The sequence below is a fragment of the Vibrio sp. genome (assembly GCF_047973365.1).
GTDB lineage: Bacteria > Pseudomonadota > Gammaproteobacteria > Enterobacterales > Vibrionaceae > Vibrio.
On the sequence record NZ_JBKEBW010000110.1, the window covers coordinates 1 to 18,847 of the forward strand.

At 42.9% G+C, this 18,847-nt stretch carries 20 protein-coding genes and 1 riboswitch; of the genes, 11 read left to right on the forward strand and 9 right to left on the reverse strand.

The window, feature by feature from the left end; all coding sequences use genetic code 11:
• A partial coding sequence (locus ACK5MF_RS14015) for an IS3 family transposase (RefSeq protein ID WP_416923218.1) occupies positions 1-423 on the forward strand: 423 nt, incomplete at its 5' end.
• A 123-nt stretch (positions 424-546) separates the two neighbouring features.
• On the opposite strand, the gene ACK5MF_RS14020 is transcribed toward ACK5MF_RS14015, so the two are convergent.
• Positions 547-1,281, reverse strand: coding sequence for a chromosome partitioning protein ParA (locus ACK5MF_RS14020; protein ID WP_416923219.1), 735 nt, complete (start codon positions 1,279-1,281; stop codon positions 547-549).
• Between the two features lie 21 nt (positions 1,282-1,302).
• On the reverse strand, positions 1,303-1,461 hold the full coding sequence (locus ACK5MF_RS14025; RefSeq protein ID WP_416923220.1) for a hypothetical protein: 159 nt from the start codon (positions 1,459-1,461) through the stop codon (positions 1,303-1,305).
• A 304-nt stretch (positions 1,462-1,765) separates the two neighbouring features.
• Positions 1,766-1,864, forward strand: a riboswitch (glycine riboswitch).
• Positions 1,865-1,964: 100 nt separating this feature from the next.
• Here ACK5MF_RS14025 and ACK5MF_RS14030 point away from each other — a divergent pair.
• A complete protein-coding gene (locus ACK5MF_RS14030; protein ID WP_416923221.1) occupies positions 1,965-3,332 on the forward strand; it encodes an alanine/glycine:cation symporter family protein in 1,368 nt (455 codons plus the stop codon).
• Between the two features lie 68 nt (positions 3,333-3,400).
• Here the strand turns inward: ACK5MF_RS14030 and ACK5MF_RS14035 are convergent, their stop codons facing one another.
• Positions 3,401-4,039 carry a LysE family translocator gene (locus tag ACK5MF_RS14035; protein WP_416923222.1) on the reverse strand — a complete coding sequence of 213 codons (639 nt, stop codon included), beginning with the start codon at positions 4,037-4,039 and terminating at the stop codon, positions 3,401-3,403.
• 184 nt (positions 4,040-4,223) lie between these two features.
• Between ACK5MF_RS14035 and ACK5MF_RS14040 the strand changes: the two genes are divergently transcribed.
• From ACK5MF_RS14040 to ACK5MF_RS14050, 3 genes are all read left to right on the forward strand, one after another.
• Positions 4,224-5,126, forward strand: coding sequence for a DMT family transporter (locus ACK5MF_RS14040; protein ID WP_416923223.1), 903 nt, complete (start codon positions 4,224-4,226; stop codon positions 5,124-5,126).
• A gap of 42 nt (positions 5,127-5,168) precedes the next feature.
• Complete coding sequence (locus ACK5MF_RS14045; RefSeq protein WP_416923224.1) at positions 5,169-6,650, forward strand: carboxypeptidase M32; 1,482 nt, start codon at positions 5,169-5,171, stop codon at positions 6,648-6,650.
• 165 nt (positions 6,651-6,815) lie between these two features.
• Positions 6,816-6,968, forward strand: coding sequence for a hypothetical protein (locus tag ACK5MF_RS14050; RefSeq protein ID WP_416923225.1), 153 nt, complete (start codon positions 6,816-6,818; stop codon positions 6,966-6,968).
• On the opposite strand, the gene ACK5MF_RS14055 is transcribed toward ACK5MF_RS14050, so the two are convergent.
• Genes ACK5MF_RS14055 through ACK5MF_RS14065 form a run of 3 tightly spaced genes read right to left on the reverse strand, consistent with a single transcriptional unit; the run spans position 6,961 to position 7,705 of the window.
• Positions 6,961-7,194, reverse strand: a complete 234-nt coding sequence (locus ACK5MF_RS14055; RefSeq protein ID WP_416923261.1) for a Fic family protein — start codon at positions 7,192-7,194, stop codon at positions 6,961-6,963. The genes ACK5MF_RS14050 and ACK5MF_RS14055 overlap by 8 nt on opposite strands.
• Positions 7,195-7,200: 6 nt before the next feature.
• Positions 7,201-7,491: a type II toxin-antitoxin system RelE/ParE family toxin gene (locus tag ACK5MF_RS14060; protein WP_416923226.1), complete on the reverse strand. Its 291-nt coding sequence runs from the start codon at positions 7,489-7,491 to the stop codon at positions 7,201-7,203.
• Positions 7,484-7,705: a TA system antitoxin ParD family protein gene (locus tag ACK5MF_RS14065; RefSeq protein WP_416923227.1), complete on the reverse strand. Its 222-nt coding sequence runs from the start codon at positions 7,703-7,705 to the stop codon at positions 7,484-7,486. The genes ACK5MF_RS14060 and ACK5MF_RS14065 overlap by 8 nt, the downstream gene beginning before the upstream one ends.
• Positions 7,706-8,025: 320 nt before the next feature.
• Between ACK5MF_RS14065 and ompW the strand changes: the two genes are divergently transcribed.
• Positions 8,026-8,670 carry an outer membrane protein OmpW gene (gene ompW, locus ACK5MF_RS14070; protein WP_416923228.1) on the forward strand — a complete coding sequence of 215 codons (645 nt, stop codon included), beginning with the start codon at positions 8,026-8,028 and terminating at the stop codon, positions 8,668-8,670.
• A gap of 69 nt (positions 8,671-8,739) precedes the next feature.
• On the opposite strand, the gene ACK5MF_RS14075 is transcribed toward ompW, so the two are convergent.
• Positions 8,740-9,219, reverse strand: coding sequence for a porin family protein (locus tag ACK5MF_RS14075; protein WP_416923229.1), 480 nt, complete (start codon positions 9,217-9,219; stop codon positions 8,740-8,742).
• A gap of 98 nt (positions 9,220-9,317) precedes the next feature.
• Positions 9,318-13,247 (reverse strand): ATP-dependent RNA helicase HrpA, encoded by a 3,930-nt coding sequence (gene hrpA / locus ACK5MF_RS14080; RefSeq protein WP_416923230.1) that lies wholly within the window; start codon positions 13,245-13,247, stop codon positions 9,318-9,320.
• 183 nt (positions 13,248-13,430) lie between these two features.
• Here hrpA and ACK5MF_RS14085 point away from each other — a divergent pair, with 183 nt between their 5' ends.
• The 3 genes from ACK5MF_RS14085 to ACK5MF_RS14095 all read left to right on the forward strand — a co-directional run bounded on the left by ACK5MF_RS14085 (position 13,431) and on the right by ACK5MF_RS14095 (position 15,202).
• The gene (locus ACK5MF_RS14085; RefSeq protein ID WP_416923231.1) at positions 13,431-14,018 is read left to right on the forward strand and encodes an FMN-dependent NADH-azoreductase; all 588 of its coding nucleotides are present in this window, start codon (positions 13,431-13,433) and stop codon (positions 14,016-14,018) included.
• 239 nt (positions 14,019-14,257) lie between these two features.
• Complete coding sequence (locus tag ACK5MF_RS14090) at positions 14,258-14,620, forward strand: hypothetical protein (RefSeq protein WP_416923232.1); 363 nt, start codon at positions 14,258-14,260, stop codon at positions 14,618-14,620.
• Between the two features lie 138 nt (positions 14,621-14,758).
• Positions 14,759-15,202 carry a TerB family tellurite resistance protein gene (locus ACK5MF_RS14095; RefSeq protein ID WP_416923233.1) on the forward strand — a complete coding sequence of 148 codons (444 nt, stop codon included), beginning with the start codon at positions 14,759-14,761 and terminating at the stop codon, positions 15,200-15,202.
• A 185-nt stretch (positions 15,203-15,387) separates the two neighbouring features.
• On the opposite strand, the gene ACK5MF_RS14100 is transcribed toward ACK5MF_RS14095, so the two are convergent.
• Positions 15,388-15,918 carry an exonuclease domain-containing protein gene (locus ACK5MF_RS14100; RefSeq protein ID WP_416923234.1) on the reverse strand — a complete coding sequence of 177 codons (531 nt, stop codon included), beginning with the start codon at positions 15,916-15,918 and terminating at the stop codon, positions 15,388-15,390.
• 324 nt (positions 15,919-16,242) lie between these two features.
• Between ACK5MF_RS14100 and ACK5MF_RS14105 the strand changes: the two genes are divergently transcribed.
• Together ACK5MF_RS14105 and ACK5MF_RS14110 are read left to right on the forward strand one after the other, a co-directional pair.
• Positions 16,243-16,875, forward strand: coding sequence for a DUF2760 domain-containing protein (locus ACK5MF_RS14105; RefSeq protein ID WP_416923235.1), 633 nt, complete (start codon positions 16,243-16,245; stop codon positions 16,873-16,875).
• Positions 16,875-18,776 carry an Hsp70 family protein gene (locus tag ACK5MF_RS14110; protein WP_416923236.1) on the forward strand — a complete coding sequence of 634 codons (1,902 nt, stop codon included), beginning with the start codon at positions 16,875-16,877 and terminating at the stop codon, positions 18,774-18,776. The genes ACK5MF_RS14105 and ACK5MF_RS14110 overlap by 1 nt, the downstream gene beginning before the upstream one ends.
• Positions 18,777-18,847: the final 71 nt, after the last annotated feature.

Sequence of the window (18,847 nt, forward strand, 5' to 3'; positions counted from 1 at the left end):
CCGATAGTGGATTTATTTACCCAGGAAGTCGTGTCTTACCGAGTAGCGAAGAACATCCGCTTGCCTTTGGTTACAGACATGCTGAAAGAGGCAATAGACAAGCTTGATAAGGGAACCTCTCCTATTGTCCATAGCGACCAGGGTTGGCAATACCAGCACAAGTCTTACCAAAAGCTCCTTGTAGATAATGGGCTTCAACAAAGTATGTCGAGAAAAGGAAACTGTTTAGATAATGCAGTGACTGAAAACTTCTTCGCTTTACTCAAAACAGAGATGTATCACGGTCAAAGCTTCACTGATGCTGATGAACTGATTGCAAATATCGAAGAATATATAGAGTATTACAATACAAAACGGATTAAGGTGAAATTTAAAGGCCTGACTCCGATAGAATATCGAAATCAGGCCTTGCAAGCCGCTTAACAGAAATGTCCAACTTTATGGGGTCACTTCACTCTGCGTGGGAACGAGAGTTATGTCTTTTTGAGCTTAACTGACAGACATTAGTCATCAGACTGGTTTTTATTTATTGGTTACCAGTTGATATCAAAGACCAAGATCTTCAGATAATGCTTTAATTTGCTCCAAGTCCATCTGATGGATTCTCAACATCTGATCTATTTGGCTAATACGCGAGTTCGCTGCATCCTGTTTATCACAAGAGTCTGAAGTAGCATCCCATGACTTGCCTTCAAGATACACATCGCACTCTTTCTTCAACGTTTTCAGTTTCGGAACCAGTTCATCGCGTTCTTTTTGCAGAGTTTCAACCTCTTGCTTAATTTTCAGTTCTTGCTGGAACAACTCGCGTGAACGTTCAAGCATGGTTGTTTGCATATCTGACTGGCGATTAAGTTTATCGTTTTGCTGACTCGCCTGCTCTAGCTGAGATTTTTGTTCAGCCACTTGAGCTTCTAACGACATGTTCACTTTTTCAAGTTCAGTTAGCTGTGATTCAATATCCGAAATAGCTTGTTGATGTTTCTGCTGCTGCTCTTCCAACGCTGCTGCTAACTGTTTGTCGAACTCTTCTTTAGCGTTAATCTTGTTTTGTTCGACTACTGCCGCCTGCTCAGTCTCTGTATCCTGACTTTTCTGATATTGAATTTCCAACACCTGATAGGTTTTTTCCCACTTAGACGCGGTCAATGACGAACCGAGCAACCCTCCAAGCGCTAGACCCAATGCTGCGGCAACCGCTATGTATATGACACCGTTTTTATCACGCTGTTCGATGACAACAACATCATCATCATTCTCATCTAAATCTGTTTGATTCATTGTTAACTCCTAGTTCAAACATCAGCGGATCAATTCAGCCACAACAACCGTCACAACATAAATAACAAACGCAGAAGCCAATGTAGTGACAATCCACTTTTGAAATTTCGCATTAGTACCATAACGGATCAACAGAAAAGCGAGTATCACCAATACAGCGATAGCGATTAATCTATTCATGGATTCCTCCAAATCGTTGACTAGCTTATAACACGTATTATTGCCCAAAAGGTCATGAGAAAGTATATAAATCCGTAACTTGAACCACAATGTTACATTAAATTGATCTATCGCGTGACATCACATTTTGATTTCGCTAATATCCCAACGCAAATTATCCATTCGTATGGATAATTGTTCCGATGAAGACTGCAGGAGAGAGGTTATTAATCTAATAACAAATTGTTAGATTAGTGTTACCCGCCGAAGAAGTAAATCTTTCAGGTGCTTTATTCCATATTGGGAATGAGCGAGGACTGTAGTTGGAGGAACCTCTGGAGAGAACCGTTAAATCGGTCGCCGAAGGAGCAAGTCCTGCGTTTAGCAGGGTGAAACTCTCAGGCAAAAGGACAGAGGAGTGAAAGGCACGTTTGTATTCGTAGTGTTCTGCGCCACGGATCTGTTTATATTATTTAGCACCCTTTCTCTCTTCTCCTTATGTGTTGTTTTTTTAAGGGGAATTCATGACAAACCTTCAATCGTTATTACAATCCATCGACAATTTTATTTGGGGTCCACCACTTCTTATATTACTTGTTGGTACAGGTATCTATTTTACATTTCGTCTTGGCTTACTTCAGTTTCGCCATCTTCCGACCGCGTTAAAAATGGTCTTTTCTAAAGACAAACATTCAAACAAAGAAGGCGACGTATCCAGTTTTGCGGCCTTGTGTACTGCTCTATCTGCCACTATCGGTACAGGGAATATTGTGGGTGTTGCAACGGCTATCAAAGTGGGCGGTCCTGGCGCTTTGTTTTGGATGTGGCTCGCTGCGGTATTTGGCATGGCGACTAAATATGCCGAATGTCTACTCGCAGTAAAATACCGTAAAACCGACGCTAACGGTCAGATGGTTGGCGGACCAATGTACTACTTGCAAGACGGTGTTGGCTCAAAAGCGCTGGCGATTCTCTTTGCCGTTTTTGCTGTCGGCGTAGCCTGTTTTGGTATTGGTACTTTCCCTCAGGTGAACGCAATTTTGGATGCTACCCAAATATCATTTGGCGTATCACGCGAAGTAACGGCTGTTGTACTAACCCTACTAGTCGCATTTGTAACGATTGGCGGTATTCAATCGATTGCGAAAGTTGCCGGTAAAGTCGTACCAACAATGGCGGTATTTTACATCGTTGCTTGTTTAAGCGTTATCATCACCAATTCAGATCAACTGCTCAATGCGATTGAGCTAGTACTGGTTTCGGCGTTCACTTCTACTGCTGCAACGGGTGGCTTCTTAGGCGCAAGCATTATGTTGGCTATCCAGTCTGGTATTGCACGGGGGGTGTTTTCAAACGAATCTGGGCTTGGTAGTGCGCCTATGGCAGCAGCAGCTGCCAAAACCGATTCCTGCGTACGTCAAGGTTTGATCTCCATGACTGGCACATTCTTCGATACCATCATTATTTGTACCATGACAGGTTTAGCATTGATCCTTACAGGCGCATGGCAAACAGATTTGGCTGGTGCTGCGATGACAACGCACGCCTTCGCTGTGGGTTTAAACGCAAGCACATTAGGACCAATGCTGGTTTCAATCGGTCTGATGTTCTTTGCGTTTACGACTATCTTGGGCTGGAACTATTACGGTGAACGCTGTGTCGTGTATCTACTCGGTACTAAAGCCGTATTGCCATATAAACTCGTTTTCATTGCTCTAGTTGCATCTGGCGCATTCCTTCACTTGGATATGATCTGGATTCTCGCAGACATCGTAAATGGGCTAATGGCGATTCCGAACCTTATTGGTCTGATTGCTCTTAGACATGTTGTGATTGAAGAGACGAGGCGTTATTTTGAGGCGCACGTAAGTTATTCAAAAGCGGTCGCTTAAACGCGAAATAAGAGTATAAAAATAGCGCCTATTGGGCGCTATTTTTTTCATTCGATATAGAGAACGGTTTAAACCGATTCTTTCTCTAGCAGCAATTTGATACCTAAAGTCACCAGTACAACCCCTGTGGTACCTTCCATCCAACGCATAAATGAAGCATTTTTAAGTAAGTTTTTCGCAGAGCTTAACGCGGCAGCCAAACCACATTGCCAAATCATCGCAATCACAAAATGAATCGCCGCCATCAATAAAGATTGAAACAGTGGTGAATGCTCAGGATTAATAAATTGTGGCAAAAACGCTAAATAAAACACCGCTGTTTTGGGATTTAGAACGTTTGAGAGGAAACCTTCACGTAATGAACGCGTTAGGTTCAATGTAGAATGTGTTGCCACTGCGACATTAAGCCCTTGGCCTGAAGCCATAAGCGCTCTCAAGCTCGATAAACCAAGCCAAATGAGATACGCCGCACCAATCATCTTCACAAAATGAAACAGCTCCGCTGACTGAGCCAAAATGGCAGAAATACCGATTGCAGAAAAGGTAGCATGGACAAAAAGTCCCGTACAAATTCCCAAGCTAGTAGTACAACCATCGGCTAATCCCGCTCGCGAAGTATTGCGGATAACCAACGCGGTATCCAAACCTGGAGTGAGAGTTAAAATGGTAATTGCAATAAGAAAAGCTTCGAAATTTTGAATGTACATTATCAATCCCTGATGAATTATGAGATCTTCGTTATACAACAAAGATCTCATAGTGTCTCTATGACTTTTAAGTTAAATAACAATTAGCTGGCAAGCTGAGTTAATCGATGAGAAAAAGCGCGACAACATCGGTCTGTAACGATAAAGTAACTACCTCTCTGCTTTAACTAAGTCACCCTTTATTATGCAATCCAACCCATTACTGACGATCCCTGTTGGCGTTCGTTTTATGTTTCTTTCTGCACTGGGCTTTTCGTTGATGACTGCCAGTGTAAAAGCAGTACACGAATACGGTATTCCTGTATTTGAAATTGTCGCCGCAAGGGCTTTGGTATCTTTTGTTATCAGTTACGCTGATGTAAAGCGTAAAAGAATATCCATGTGGGGATTGAATAAGCCATTACTGGCACTGCGAGGTGCAGTAGGAACCTTCTCTCTTATTTGTGTGTATTATGCCGTGACCTCTTTACCGTTGGCTGAAGCGACTATTCTTCAATACACACACCCCATTTTCACGGCATTGCTTGCTGTATTTTTTTTGAAAGAGCGCATACAACCAACAACGTTAATCTGTATTGTGCTATGTGTATTAGGTTTATATTGCATATTGATACCGGAGTTAGACGGTTCAACAGATGTGACCTTACCCACCTTTAGTGTCGTGATTGCTCTTGTCGGTGCCTTTGGTAGTTCAATTGCTTATGTCATCGTACGGAAATTAAGCCAAACTGAAGACAGCTCCGTTATCATTCTTTATTTCCCAATGATAGCAACCCCCATTTCAATACTGCTCGTTTGGAATGATTTCATCATGCCAGATCTAAAACTGAGCTTCATGTTGATTATGATCGGTGTTTTCACTCAAATTGGACAATATGGATTAACAAAAGCAATGAAGACCCAAGAAGCGGGCAAAGCATCTGCTTTTTCTTATGTTCAGATAGTGTTCTCGATAGTGATTGGTGTTGTTTACTTTAACGAAATTCCGGCAATGTGGACTTATATCGGTGGCGCTCTGATTGTTACCGGAGCATTGATTAACGTATTCGGTCAGCGTTTGGGTCGCCTTAAAGCCAAACCGTTATAATGTGGTATATTTCGCTTGTGTTCAGAAAAAGGAAAGCTTTCTATGAGTTCATTCAGCAGTTTAGTGCAACATTTTAAAACCATTTCGCATTTCAGCCACCTATCCGCAATATGTGGTTGGGACCAAGCTTCCATGATGCCAAATGGCGGTGCTCAGGCGCGCTCAGAAGCCATGGCTCAACTCTCGGTTCACATTCATAGCTTAATGACTCAACCACAACTTGGTGAATGGTTTGAAAATGCGAATTCTGAGTCATTGACCAATGCTCAACAATCCACATTACGAGAAATGGAACGTCAATGGCAGCAAGCTAACGTACTGCCAGAGAGTCTGGTTCAGGCTAAATCGCTTGCTGGTTCTAAATGTGAACACGCCTGGCGTAGTCAGCGTAAAGCGAATGACTGGGAAGGTTTTGAAAAAAACTGGGCTGAGATTGTTAAGCTTTCTCAGGAAGAAGCGAAGATTCGAGCCGAAGCTACCGGGCTTACTCCTTACGATGCCATGCTCAATATTTATGAGCCAGGCACAACCACTCAATCTCTGAACTTAGTTTTCGATGATGTTAAAAGCTGGCTGCCAGATCTCATTGATACCGCGATTGAAAAACAAAAATCAGATCAGCTAATTTTGCCTAATGGCCATTACTCTCCAGAAAAGCAAAAAGCACTTGGCTTAGACGTAATGAAACTGCTGCAATTCGATTTTAATCATGGGCGTCTGGATGAAAGTGTTCACCCATTCTGTGGAGGGGTTCCATCGGATGTGCGCATCACAACCAGATACAGAGAAGATGAGTTTGTTCAGTCACTAATGGGAATCGTGCATGAAACCGGACATGCCCGCTATGAGCAAGGATTACCTTTATCTCTCGCCGGAACTCCTGCGGGAGAAGCCCGCTCTATGGGTATTCACGAATCTCAGTCCCTGTTTTTTGAAATGCAAATTGGCCGCAATGAAAACTTCATCCATCATTTAGCCGCTTTAACAGCGAAGCATTTCCCGGATGCTGATAACAAAGTACTGGATGTTGAAAATATGAAGAAGCTTTATACTCGGGTGAAGAAAGATTTCATTCGTGTCGATGCTGATGAGCTCACCTACCCTAGCCATGTCATTCTACGCTATGAAATTGAGCGAGATCTGATGAATGGTAAAATCAAGCATACTGATGTGCCAGAACTGTGGGATGCAAAAATGCAGTCTTACGTCGGACTAAGCACAAAAGACAATTACAAAAATGGCTGCATTCAAGACATCCACTGGTGTGATGGAAGCTTCGGGTACTTCCCTAGCTACACGTTAGGTGCCATGTATGCAGCTCAATTTATGGCTGCGATGAAGAAAACTGTGGATGTAGATAGCGTGATCAAATCAGGTAATTTAACGCCTATTTTCAATTGGTTATCTGAAAATATCTGGAGTAAAGGTAGTTTACTCACAACTGATGAACTGGTTAAGGCGGCAACCGGGGAAACACTGAATCCTGTTCATTTTCAGACCCACTTAAAAAATCGTTACCTTTAGTTCGGTTATTTAGATATGGGCTACTCTGAAGTAGCTCGTATATTTCTATTCACAGCCTTTTAGATGAGCGTAATAGCCCCACCCTCACAGATTATGTCGATTGAAAAAATAGCCGTACATAATGTAGCATCAATACTATATGGAATTGCTAATAGCAGAAGAAATATGAAGACAGAAAAAAAGAAAATCACTCAAAAGATGATCTATCGTGCGGTGGCAAGCTCGACTGCAATTGAGACAGGATCTCCTGTTCAAAATATTGAACAGCGTCTAAAAGCAAACAAGCGAAAGTATAACTCCTTATCATTAGCTAGCTAATGGTGTCTCTAACCAGTCTTTCCATATGCTGAAATTCATGCGCCACACCAGCTTGAATAGAAGCGATATAGAAGTCTTTGTGTTTGTCCCACAAACTGTAGTCTAATAGCCCTAATCCTGCCTTGTTGCACATCACGTCCATAAGTAGTCGACTTATTCTGCCATTCCCTTCCCGAAATGGATGGTTCAAGATAAATTCAATGTGGCTCCTAGCCAGTTTACCAATATTTAATTAGTAGATATTCTTAACATCACGATAAAAATTTTCATGTGAACCAAGTGCTATCAATTCAAGCGTAACAGTTCCATCTTCATAGCTATAACCCAACAATGTCAGTTGCTTTACCATTTTGAACTTATAAACACGCAGAAATGAAAGATCACCTTTTTTCTGTTCGCCTGCTAATGGTTTATCCATCAAAACTCTGATTGCAGTATCAAGATCTTTCTTTTGATTTTTATGAAGTTTTTTAACAGCTTTCTTAAATGTAGGCGTCTGAAGTACATTGGTTACTTTAGTCAAAGCTATAAGACTCCAGTTTACCTGCCTCTTTTTCCGCTTTAGCAATAATTGCCTGTTTTACAAACTCATAGGGCAAATCTGGGTTATCTTCCATCATTTCACCAATTTTAGCCCAGTGTTCAATTTGCTTTGGTGTCGTACGATTAAGAGCCTTAGCCATGATAGATGCTTTTTCGACAAGCTCTTGGTCAATTCTGATACTTGAAGTTGTCATAATTCATTCTCCTCTAACCTTTCTCGATTGTAGCAACACGCTACAATTGATGCAAATTGATACAAATTAACCATACTAACTTTTCTGTAATCACTATCTACACAACATTTTTAATCCGTGATACACGTAAAATCCCCATTGCATAAATGTCGCCATTACGGAATCAAATTGTGACTTTGTGGGTAAAATTGTAATCGAAATGATGCAAATTGATTTCCATCAAGTTTGTAGGGTTTTTATGTGCTACTTTGCCGCACAAATAAAAAATAAATAAAAACACTTTAATAATTAAAGCCCTACAACCAACAAAAGGAAATACAATGAAAAAAACATTATGCAGTGTTGCAGCTCTAACTCTTCTTGCCTCTGGAAGTGCTTTTGCACACAAAGAAGGAGACTTTATTGTTCGTGGCGGTTTAGCTGCGGTGTTACCTAATGACAGTAGCGATGCTATCTTAGATAGCAGCGAAGAACTGAAAGTCAATTCTGACATTCAGCTAGGCTTAACTTTAGGTTATATGATTACTGATAATATTAGTGTCGAATTACTTGCTGCTACGCCTTTTAAACATGATATTGATACCAACCTAGTTGCTCCCAGCAATATTGCTGATACCCAACATTTGCCACCAACACTAATGGTTCAATACTATTTTGGTCAGGCTGAAAGCAAAGTTCGCCCATATGTGGGTGCCGGTATCAACTATACATTCTTCTTCAATGAAGGGTTCAATGACAATGGTAAAGCGGCTGGTCTGGATAACCTGAAGCTGGATGACTCTTGGGGGTTAGCGGCAAACTTAGGTGTGGATTATAAGCTGACAGATGATTGGTTCTTAAATGCATCGGTTTGGTACATAGATATCGATACAGAAGCGAGCTACACAGCTGGCGGAACCAAATACACAACAGATGTTGAAATCGACCCTTGGGTATTGATGGTCGGTGGCGGCTACAAGTTCTAACCGCATCTAACATAACAAAAAAGCCAGCTCTGGTTTGGAGCTGGCTTTTAACATCATACACAGATGATGTTATAAAAAATGGAAAGTTACGTTTAGTGAGAATGAATCGACATCTTCGTCATCGATTGTGTAGTTGTTATAGCTAGCACCCACGGAAAATGGTCCCATAAAGAAGTATTCAGCACCAACGCCATACATGATATCTACACCATCATCAACTTTGCTGCCATTGACATCTTCGTCCCAAGAATGCAAACCACCTTTTGCGTAAACATGCAATGGTCCAAAATCAATACTTGGTTTTAGAGCTAAGTACATAGAGCTCAATGAAACTTCATCGGCACCGATATCAAAATCACCGTGGTTAGTGTAACCAGCTTCAACCCCAATAATTGGCAGGATACCTGTACCGACATGTATATTGTACGAAGATCCGTCTTCACCTTTATAGCTAGACTGACCAACAGTTGCACCACCGTAAATCCATGAATCAGCCAATGCTGCCGTTGAAGCCCCGATAAGAGCAATTGCTAATAGAGTCTTTTTCATAATAAACCTTCTCTGATAAAGCGAAGCAACTTGCCAGTTTTAGCTATCCGTTGCCGCATAACGCCAAATTATAGTGATTTCATTCAACTAAGCAAATATTATACCGAACATGCATCAATGGCGTTTTTCACTCGCTTATCCGAGACAGGATAAGGCGTGCCGAGCTGCTGTGCAAAGAAACTGACACGCAGCTCTTCAATCATCCAACGCACTTCTTTGATGTTTTCCGGCAATGCCATTCCCTTCGGTATTTTATTGAGCAGTTCCTTATAGTCATCGCGAATCGATTCCACTTTAAGCATATGCAGACGATCTTTATTCGGATCAATCGGCAACTTCTCTAAGCGGCGTTCTATTGCCTTCATATAGCGCAAAATATCCGGCAGTCGCTTCCAACCGCATTCTGTCGCAAACCCTTTGAATATCAGACCTTCGATTTGTGCCTTAACATCTGACAATGCGAATGCCATCGTAAAATCAACCTTACCTTTCAATCGCTTATTGATATTGAATGCCATGGTTAAAATCGCTTCTACTTGCTTCGCGATATCAACCACGGTGTCTCCCAGTTCCGCTCTAACAAACTCTTTAAGAGATTCAAATTCTTCTGGCGTCCAAGCTAAGCCACCACGTTCTTCAAGTAGCTTATCGATACCGCAAGCAATACAGTCATCAATCAAGTCCATCACTTTACCAAACGGATTGAAATACAATCCAAGTTTAGACTTGTTCGGTAAGTTAGTGTGCAGATATTTAATTGGCGACGGCACGTTAAGTAAAATCAAACGGCGTTGACCTTCGCGCATCGCACTTTGCTGCTCTTGCTCTGTCTCAAACAGCTTAATCTCGACACTGTCTTTTTTATCCACCAACGCAGGGTAAGCTTTGACTTGAAAACCACCACGTTTCTGCTGGTAAACTTTTGGCAGTTCACCAAACGACCAAGTGTGTAAACCCGATTGTTCGATATCATCATCGGCAACTTGAGACAGTGTTTGTTGAACTTTCTCTTTCAAACTCTCCTTAAGTTCGTAGAGATCTTTGTTTTCCTTCAGTTTATGGTTGCGGTGATCTACCGCTCTGAAGGTTACTTTCAGATGTTCTGCAACTTGCGATAAGTTCCAATCATCACGCGAGACTGCAACACCTGTCATTCGGCGTAGTTCTTTTTCCAATGCATCAAGCAAAGGAAGTTCCATTGCCGTTACGCGAGCTAAGAACGCATCCGCGTAATTTGGCGCAGGTACAAAGTTCTTACGTACCGTTTTAGGTAGTGACTTAATCAGGCTAACGATAAGTTCATGGCGCAAGCCCGGTATTTGCCACTCAAAACCCAGAGGCTCAATCTGGTTAAGGATAGGCAACGGAATATGCACAGTGACACCGTCACTATCCTCACCGGGTTCAAACTGATAACTCAGCTTGAGTTTGAGTCCATTCTGGTACCAGAAATTCGGATAATCTAACTCTGTGATATGGCTGGCATCACCTTTAAAAAGCATCTCTTTTTCAAAGTTCAGCAGATCTGGAGTTTTCTTGCTGATCGCTTTCCACCAAGTATCAAAATGGCGACCAGAAACCACTTCTGTACCAACGCGCTGATCGTAGAATTGAAATAAGTCTTCGTCTTCAACCAATATGTCACGACGACGTGACTTATGCTCTAACTCTTCCACTTCCTGCAATAGCGAGCGGTTAAGTTTGAAGAAGTTATGTTTGGTTTCCCATTCACCTTCAACCAGAGCACTACGAATAAAGATTTCCCGACTCAATACTGGATCAATATTGCCGTAATTGACTAGACGCTTAGGCACAATCGCAATGCCGTAAATCATCACTTTTTCATACGCCATAACAGCTGCACGTTTTTTCGACCAATGCGGCTCACTGTAACTGCGTTTGATCAGGTGTTTCGCCACTGGTTCAATCCATTCTGGCTGGATTTTCGCAACGATACGTGCCCATAATTTCGAGGTTTCAACCAGTTCAGCAGACATCACCCACTTAGGTTGTTTCTTAAATAGACCCGATGCCGGGAATATGTTGAAACGAGCATTACGAGCACCTTGATACTCATTCTTCTCTGGGTCTTTCATACCGATATGAGACAGTAAGCCCACCAGAATAGAGGTATGAACAGCGTCATAGCTTCCCGGTTCATCGTTCAGCTTGTACTCCATTTCTCGCATTGACTGATGCAATTGGAAATAGACATCCTGCCATTCACGAATGCGCAAATAGTTCAGATAATCTTGTTTGCATTGACGACGGAATTGATTGCTCGTTAACGCCTTCTGTTGTTGCTTAATATATTCCCATAAATTCACCAAAGTGAGGAAGTCAGATTCTTCATGGTGGAAACGACGATGTTTATCATCAGAAGCTTGCTGCTTATCGCTCGGTCTTTCACGAGGATCTTGAATAGAAAGCGCCGACGCAATAATCATCACCTCTTTCAAACAGCCCATACGTGGCGCTTCCAACACCATACGAGCTAAACGAGGGTCAATCGGCAGACGTGCCAGTTTACGCCCCACCTCCGTGAGTTGTTTATTGCTGTTTTTCGGCTCTTCTTTTACTGCACCTAACTCTTCAAGCAGGCGTACGCCATCTTGAATGTTACGCTTATCTGGCGCTTCCACGAATGGGAAGGCTTCGATGTCACCCAAACCAAGCGCTGTCATTTGCAAAATAACCGACGCCAAATTGGTGCGCAGAATTTCAGGATCGGTAAATTCCGGACGAGATAAGAAATCTTCCTCGGAATACAAGCGAATACAGATACCCTCTTCCACACGACCACAACGACCTTTACGCTGATTGGCACTCGCCTGAGAAATAGTTTCAATAGGAAGACGCTGTACCTTAGTACGGTAGCTATAACGGCTGATACGTGCCGTACCCGGATCGATCACATATTTGATACCCGGAACCGTTAGCGATGTCTCCGCCACGTTGGTCGCCAGCACAATTCGGCGCCCCGTATGTGGTTGGAAGATTTTATTTTGTTCACCCGCAGATAAACGAGCATACAAAGGCACAATTTCGGTATCACGAAGATTACGTTTAGAGAGTGCATCTGCGGTATCGCGGATTTCACGCTCACCGTTCATGAAAATGAGTATGTCACCCAACCCCTCATCGCAAAGCTCGTCAACCGCTTCAAAGATACCTTCTAGCTGGTCACGATCACTGTCCTCGTCACTCGCCAATGGACGATAACGGGTATCCACCGGATATGTCCGACCAGAAACCTCAATAATTGGCGCACCACTAAAGTGGTTAGAGAAACGCTCAGGGTCGATAGTTGCTGAAGTGATAATGACTTTAAGATCAGGGCGACGCGGCAGCAATTGCTTCAAATAACCAAGAATGAAATCGATGTTTAAACTGCGTTCATGCGCTTCATCGATGATAATCGTATCGTACTGATTGAGAAAACGGTCATGCTGAATTTCAGCCAGTAGAATACCGTCGGTCATCAATTTGATTTGAGTCTGGTCTGAAATCTGATCGTTAAATCGGACTTTGTAACCAACAAAGTTACCCAGTTCCGTTTCCATCTCTTGCGCAATACGGCTAGCAACCGAACGAGCTGCAAGTCGACGTGGCTGAGTATGACCAATCAAGCCATATTTACCTCGACCGAGCTCGGCACAGATCTTTGGTAGCTGAGTGGTTTTACCCGAGCCCGTTTCACCAGCCACGATCACCACTTGGTTCTCTTGGATGGCTTTTGCAATATCATCACGCTTTTGACTGACGGGCAAAAGCTCTGGATAGTCGATGGTGACTTTCTGATTGAGTCGTTGCTGCACAACCATCATTGACTGCGCAATATCTAAAGCAATTTCATCAAACACCGCGTTACGAGCAGCATCTTTGCTAATCTTACTTGCGCCTGAAATACGCTTGCTTAAGCGAAATCTGTCTTTTAGCAAGCATTGCTTCAGTGCTTTCTTCAAAGATTCTGCACTGTTCGCTTTTACTGAAGCATTGGCTTCTGTATTTGGCTGTGACTGAGTCAAAGCGTTTACCTATTCTTTTATTTAACAAAACTGCGCGGATTGTACCACAGTGTGGGCGTAGGATTAGCAATTCCTCTTATTCAATTTTTTTGAATGAGTTATGCGAATATTCCTGCTTTTTATGTGTTCCGCCTCTCATTATTATGCAAGCATCAATGTGATACCTTCAGCAAAGGAAAAATTATGTCTCAAGTACTTGCACTTAAATCCAGCATCCTTGGTGATTACTCTCAATCAAGTAAGCTGATTGATGCTTACCTAACCAAATTTGATCAAGAAAAACTTGTTGTTCGTGATCTGGCTGCTTCTCCACTTCCAGTACTTGATCTATCAATTGCAACAGCTCTTCGCGCTACCGACGATCTCACGGCAGAACAAAAAGAGGTTGTAGCACTGTCAGACACACTAATCGCAGAAGTAAAAACCGCAGATACGCTTGTTATCGCAGCACCGATGTACAACTTTACCATCCCAACTCAGCTTAAAAACTGGTTTGACTTAATTGCTCGTGCAGGTGTGACATTCAAATACACTGAAGCTGGCGTGCAAGGTCTTATTGAAGGCAAGAAAGCGGTTGTGATCACGACTCGTGGCGGTATCCACAAAGATTCAGCAACAGACATCGTAACGCCTTATCTAAAAACGATTCTAGGTTTTATTGGCATCACAAACGTTGAGTTTGTGTATGCAGAAGCTCTAAACATGGGCGAAGAACCAGCAGCTAAAGGGATTGAATCAGCACAATCTCAATTAGCAGCTATCGCACTGTAATCTCCAATCGTTGTAAAGCTACGACATAGCCCGTAGTCCATAACTCAGTGCCACTATAAAGCAGCCCATTGCGGGCTGCTTTTTTCTTGCTTGTGCAGAAATTGGACAAAATTGGTGGCACAAACCACATTTATTTAGACAAAGAGCTTATTTATTTAGACAAAGAGATTAAGAATACTTAGTTTTGATAACGTTTGGCCGTTAATATATGCAGACTAAAATACTAATAAGACTCGATTTTGAAAGCATCCGAACTTAAAGCGATATTAGACAATCTTCCACAAGGTTTCGACCCAGATATAGTAATGGGTGAAGAGTGGTTACCTGAGCGTTTGATCAATACCCATCTGAATGACGATTTTTTATTCCTCGAATTTGATAATGCCCCTGAAGAAAACCAGGGAGAGGAAGAAGGTCGCGGTTTTGTCGAACATGAAATCGAAATGATTCGCAGCCAGATCAAAGGTCTGATTGATGATAAAGATAAGGGGATCAAAACCAAAGCAGAGATGTTGCTGACCTTACTGATCATGGCACATGAACGTACCAGTTCTGAATTTATCGAGCTCATTGAACCTTATGCTGATGACCGAGAGTTTTAAAGCGAGAATTTTAAACCAAGAGTTTTAAAGCGTGTTTTCGTCATTCAAGCTAGATTTAGTGAACTGTTTATTGTGATATTGGTCTTTATATTAAGGTCTGTTGACCGAACAATCTGAATAAGCGAGCGAGATTTTATTATGTTCAACGCAATTACTTCTTTGTTTAAACAGCTACTTGAAGGGCAAGATCTTAGCCAACAACAAAGTCCAAATCTGGCGATTGCTTGTTTATTAAGTGAAGTTGCAGGTGCCGATTACCAAACGGACAGTAAAGAGCAAGAAGCCAAGCTGCATCTGGTTCAACGTTTACTCAGCTTGGATGACATGGAAGCACAACTGCTAGTGAACAAAGCAGACGAACAAATTAAACAGTCTGCCTCACTGTACGATTTCACTTCCCAATTGCGCGAACTTTCACAGGAAACGCGTTTCGAACTGATCAAAGCAATGTGGGAAGTCGCCCATGCCGACGGCGAAATCGACCCGTTAGAAGACGCGGTTATCCGTAAAGCCTCAGAACTACTCTACGTAGACCACCATCAGTTTATTCGCGCGAAATTGATGACAGCCAATAAACAATAAACGGCGACAGATACCACAAGGGGCACCGCAGTGTGTAATACCAATCAGTTATGTAATACCAATCAGTTAAGAGAATCCTCGTTCCCATGCTCTGAAGTGACCCCCAATAGTTGGACAACCAATTATTGGGGGTCACTTCAGGGGACCGTGGGAATGAGAAAATTCTGGAATAACGATAGGGTTTGTCAAAGCATAGTTAATGCAAGCTTCGCTAAGTTGTAGGCATCGACATATCCAGAATGCTGGCGACCTTCCCACTCAATACCTTTACCTTCTTGAGCCGCACGATGTCCAATACGCTTATCTTTAAGACGATTTTGAACCCGGTAAATAGTGGCAAGATTGAGGAACTCTTTAAACGGGACTTCAATGCCCTTTTGTTGGCACTCTTTAAGTAGGATCTGATCATCTCGCCCCCAAGAAGCGTAGATTTTATGCGGACCACCAAAGTTCTTTACTATTGATTTAAGTACTTCCGCCAATGGACGGCCTTGCTTTTCAACCTTTCTTGGCGTGATGCCTGTCAGCTCGCTACAAAACAGTGAAATCTCATCGTGTTCAGGTTTCACATAATATTGAGCCCGTTTGACAATTTCACCTGCTGACAAATCAATTTCAGCCAGTCCTATTTCAATGATCTCGCCAGTCGTGCCCACTCCGTTTTCATTCCAACAGCACATTTCCAAATCGAAGCAAACAACACGGTTATAATTCATTGATAAATCTAGTCCCTTTCTTTTAAAACTGAAAATCTAAAACGGAAAAGCCGCTATGTTACCTGAACGAAAGTAAAAACTCGACGTTCAAACGCAATTTTGCTCTGCATAGCATCTTAAGCACATTCATTCGCTTTTCAATTCTTCAAATGTGTTTAAAAGATAGACTATTGAACTAGATTAATAGTGAGAAAACCGCTTTTGTGTAAGTCTTAATCCTTGAATATGATAAGATCCACCCCTATTTTTCTGCTAACTTTTATCCAATAGTGCAAGTGCTTTTGTTCAACATTATCTGCATTATTAATCTATAGAGAATTCATCATGAACTTCGACTTAAACGCCATTCCAACCACCTTCGATATGCTTCATGCTGGTCTAGCCGCGTCTAGCGTTCTACTTCTTCTGATTGCCGTATCTCGCAAATCCAAAGTGATTGAGAAAGTGATTGAAAAGCCTATCGAGAAAATTGTTGAAGTCGAAAAACCTGTTGAGAAGATTGTAGAAGTTGAGAAGGTTGTCGAAGTAGAAAAAATCGTCGAAAGAGTCGTTGAAGTTGAATCGAAACTGGCAACGGCAAATACAGATTCAGCAATGCAGCTACTTTCTTTATTCCAACAGGAAGCTCGTTTGATTGATTTCCTAAAAGAAGACGTAACTGGTTTTTCTGATGAGGAAGTGGGGGCCGCAACACGTGTGATTCACGCAGGTGGTCAAAAAGTACTGAAAGAGTATGTGGCTCTCTCTCCTGTTCGTAGTGAAGAAGAAGACACACGTATCACTCTGCAAGAAGGCTTTAACGCTCAACAAGTGCGTCTAGTTGGTAACGTTTCAGGTTCAGCGCCATTTACTGGCACTCTGATCCACAAAGGCTGGAAAGCGGATTCGATGACGCTGCCAAAACTTGCAGAAAACTACGACACTTCTATCATTGCGCCAGCTGAGGTTGAGCTGTAATGGAACAAAACGCAAAATTCAGTATTGGTATTGATTTAGGCACGACCCACAGTGTGCTTGCTTACGTGGATACTCAAGTAGAAAACCCAACCGTCAATGTCATGGGCATCGCTCAGATGACAGCGCCGGGGACAGTGGAAACACGTGATCAGCTCGGATCTTTTTTATATCAGCCGCATGAGCATGAGATGTCTGAGTCTTCAAGACGTCTGCCTTGGACTGACAGACCACCCGCTCTAGTCGGCGCTATTGCTCGTAACCTTGGTGTCAAAACGCCGATTCGTTTGGTGGCAAGTGCGAAATCTTGGTTGTGCCACGGAGGTGTAAACCGACGCGAAGCATTTCTACCACAAGGCAGTCCTGAAGAGGTGGCAAAAGTTTCACCATTACGTGCGACTGAGCTGTACTTAGAACACATTAAACAAGCTTGGGATCATCAGCACCCTACTCATCCTATTTCAGAGCAAGATGTCACGATTACTGTCCCCGCATCTTTCGACCCGGCAGCGCGTGATCTGACTGCTGAAGCTGCTCGTAATGTAGGGTTCACCCAGCTAACTCTGTTAGAAGAACCGCAAGCTGCGCTATACAGTTGGATCAACAATAGTGCCGATGCATGGCGCAATGAAGTGTCAGTTGGTGAAGTGATTCTGGTGGTTGACATCGGTGGGGGTACCACTGACCTATCTTTGGTGGAAGTCACCGAAGATCAGGGCAATCTTTCACTGAACCGTATTGCAGTTGGAGAGCATATTCTGCTTGGTGGCGACAATATGGACCTTGCGCTTGCTTACCGTCTAAAAATGAAGCTGGCTCAGGAAGGCAAAGAGCTACAACTTTGGCAAGTTCAAGCAATAACACACACTTGCCGTGATGCAAAAGAAGCGCTTCTAAAAGATTCTGAGCTAAAATCTGTGCCGATTGTGGTACCAAGCCGCGGTTCGAAACTGTTGGGAACGACGTTAAAAACGCAACTGACCAAAGAAGAAGTTCAACAAACGCTGGTTGACGGCTTCTTCCCGCAAGTTGCAATTTCTGACCATCCAATTCAGAAAACACGCGGCGCATTAACACATATGGGTCTGCCTTATGCGCAAGATGCGGGTATTACTCGTCACATTGCAGCTTTCCTGTCAAAACAAGCTGATGCTCAAAGACACAGTGATACAAGCAGTCAGAGCTATGGCGAGCAAACTCCATTCAATATGGCAGGCATACCGGGCATGTCTACGCCTACTGTAGACTTCATTAAACCAAACGCAATTTTGTTTAACGGCGGTGTGCTTAAATCAGACCTGTTAGCCAATCGTCTGTTTAACACCATTAATGAGTGGTTAAGCAGCGCACAAGCCCCACAGGCAAAACGTCTGTCGGGTCTGGATCTTGATCTAGCCGTTGCTAGCGGCGCCGCATACTACGGCAATGTCCGCCGTGGTCAAGGTGTTAGAATTCGCGGTGGTATCGCTTCAGCCTATTACGTCGGTATCGAAAGTGCTATGCCTGCAATTCCGGGAATGGCGCCACCGATGGAAGCTTTATGTGTCGCACCATTTGGTATGGAAGAAGGCTCCCATGTTGAAGTTACCAACCAAAAGTTTGGTCTAGTCATTGGTCAGCCAGTTCACTTCCAGTTCTACGGTTCAACGACTCGCCGTGAGGATACAGCAGGTACTCACCTTGACTATTGGGCTCCAGAAGAGCTAGAGCAATTACCTGAAATTCAAGTAACACTTACTGTGTCACAAGGACGTCGAGAAGGCGAAGTCGTTCCTGTCACGCTCGCTTCGCGAGTAACAGAGCTAGGTACTCTCTATCTTGAAGCGATTGCAGCAGACAATGGTCAAAAATGGCATGTTGAGTTCGATGTAAGAGAATCCAACCAAGAATCCGTAGATTCATAATACTAACGATTAAACGGCATCCCCTAGCGATGCCGTTTGTCTATTATAGTCTCTTAATTAACAAAGGCTCT

What these genes read in the sequence shown, in the direction of transcription:
- ACK5MF_RS14040 (WP_416923223.1), top strand. Translation starts at nt 4,224, where the DNA reads ATGCAATCCAACCCATTACTGACGATCCCTGTTGGCGTTCGTTTTATG.
- ACK5MF_RS14030 (WP_416923221.1), top strand. Translation starts at nt 1,965, where the DNA reads ATGACAAACCTTCAATCGTTATTACAATCCATCGACAATTTTATTTGG.
- ACK5MF_RS14020 (WP_416923219.1), bottom strand. Translation starts at nt 1,281, where the DNA reads ATGAATCAAACAGATTTAGATGAGAATGATGATGATGTTGTTGTCATC.
- ACK5MF_RS14025 (WP_416923220.1), bottom strand. Translation starts at nt 1,461, where the DNA reads ATGAATAGATTAATCGCTATCGCTGTATTGGTGATACTCGCTTTTCTG.
- ACK5MF_RS14110 (WP_416923236.1), top strand. Translation starts at nt 16,875, where the DNA reads ATGGAACAAAACGCAAAATTCAGTATTGGTATTGATTTAGGCACGACC.
- ACK5MF_RS14105 (WP_416923235.1), top strand. Translation starts at nt 16,243, where the DNA reads ATGAACTTCGACTTAAACGCCATTCCAACCACCTTCGATATGCTTCAT.
- ACK5MF_RS14100 (WP_416923234.1), bottom strand. Translation starts at nt 15,918, where the DNA reads ATGAATTATAACCGTGTTGTTTGCTTCGATTTGGAAATGTGCTGTTGG.
- ACK5MF_RS14085 (WP_416923231.1), top strand. Translation starts at nt 13,431, where the DNA reads ATGTCTCAAGTACTTGCACTTAAATCCAGCATCCTTGGTGATTACTCT.
- ACK5MF_RS14050 (WP_416923225.1), top strand. Translation starts at nt 6,816, where the DNA reads ATGAAGACAGAAAAAAAGAAAATCACTCAAAAGATGATCTATCGTGCG.
- ACK5MF_RS14075 (WP_416923229.1), bottom strand. Translation starts at nt 9,219, where the DNA reads ATGAAAAAGACTCTATTAGCAATTGCTCTTATCGGGGCTTCAACGGCA.
- ACK5MF_RS14095 (WP_416923233.1), top strand. Translation starts at nt 14,759, where the DNA reads ATGTTCAACGCAATTACTTCTTTGTTTAAACAGCTACTTGAAGGGCAA.
- ACK5MF_RS14045 (WP_416923224.1), top strand. Translation starts at nt 5,169, where the DNA reads ATGAGTTCATTCAGCAGTTTAGTGCAACATTTTAAAACCATTTCGCAT.
- ACK5MF_RS14065 (WP_416923227.1), bottom strand. Translation starts at nt 7,705, where the DNA reads ATGACAACTTCAAGTATCAGAATTGACCAAGAGCTTGTCGAAAAAGCA.
- ACK5MF_RS14035 (WP_416923222.1), bottom strand. Translation starts at nt 4,039, where the DNA reads ATGTACATTCAAAATTTCGAAGCTTTTCTTATTGCAATTACCATTTTA.
- ompW (WP_416923228.1), top strand. Translation starts at nt 8,026, where the DNA reads ATGAAAAAAACATTATGCAGTGTTGCAGCTCTAACTCTTCTTGCCTCT.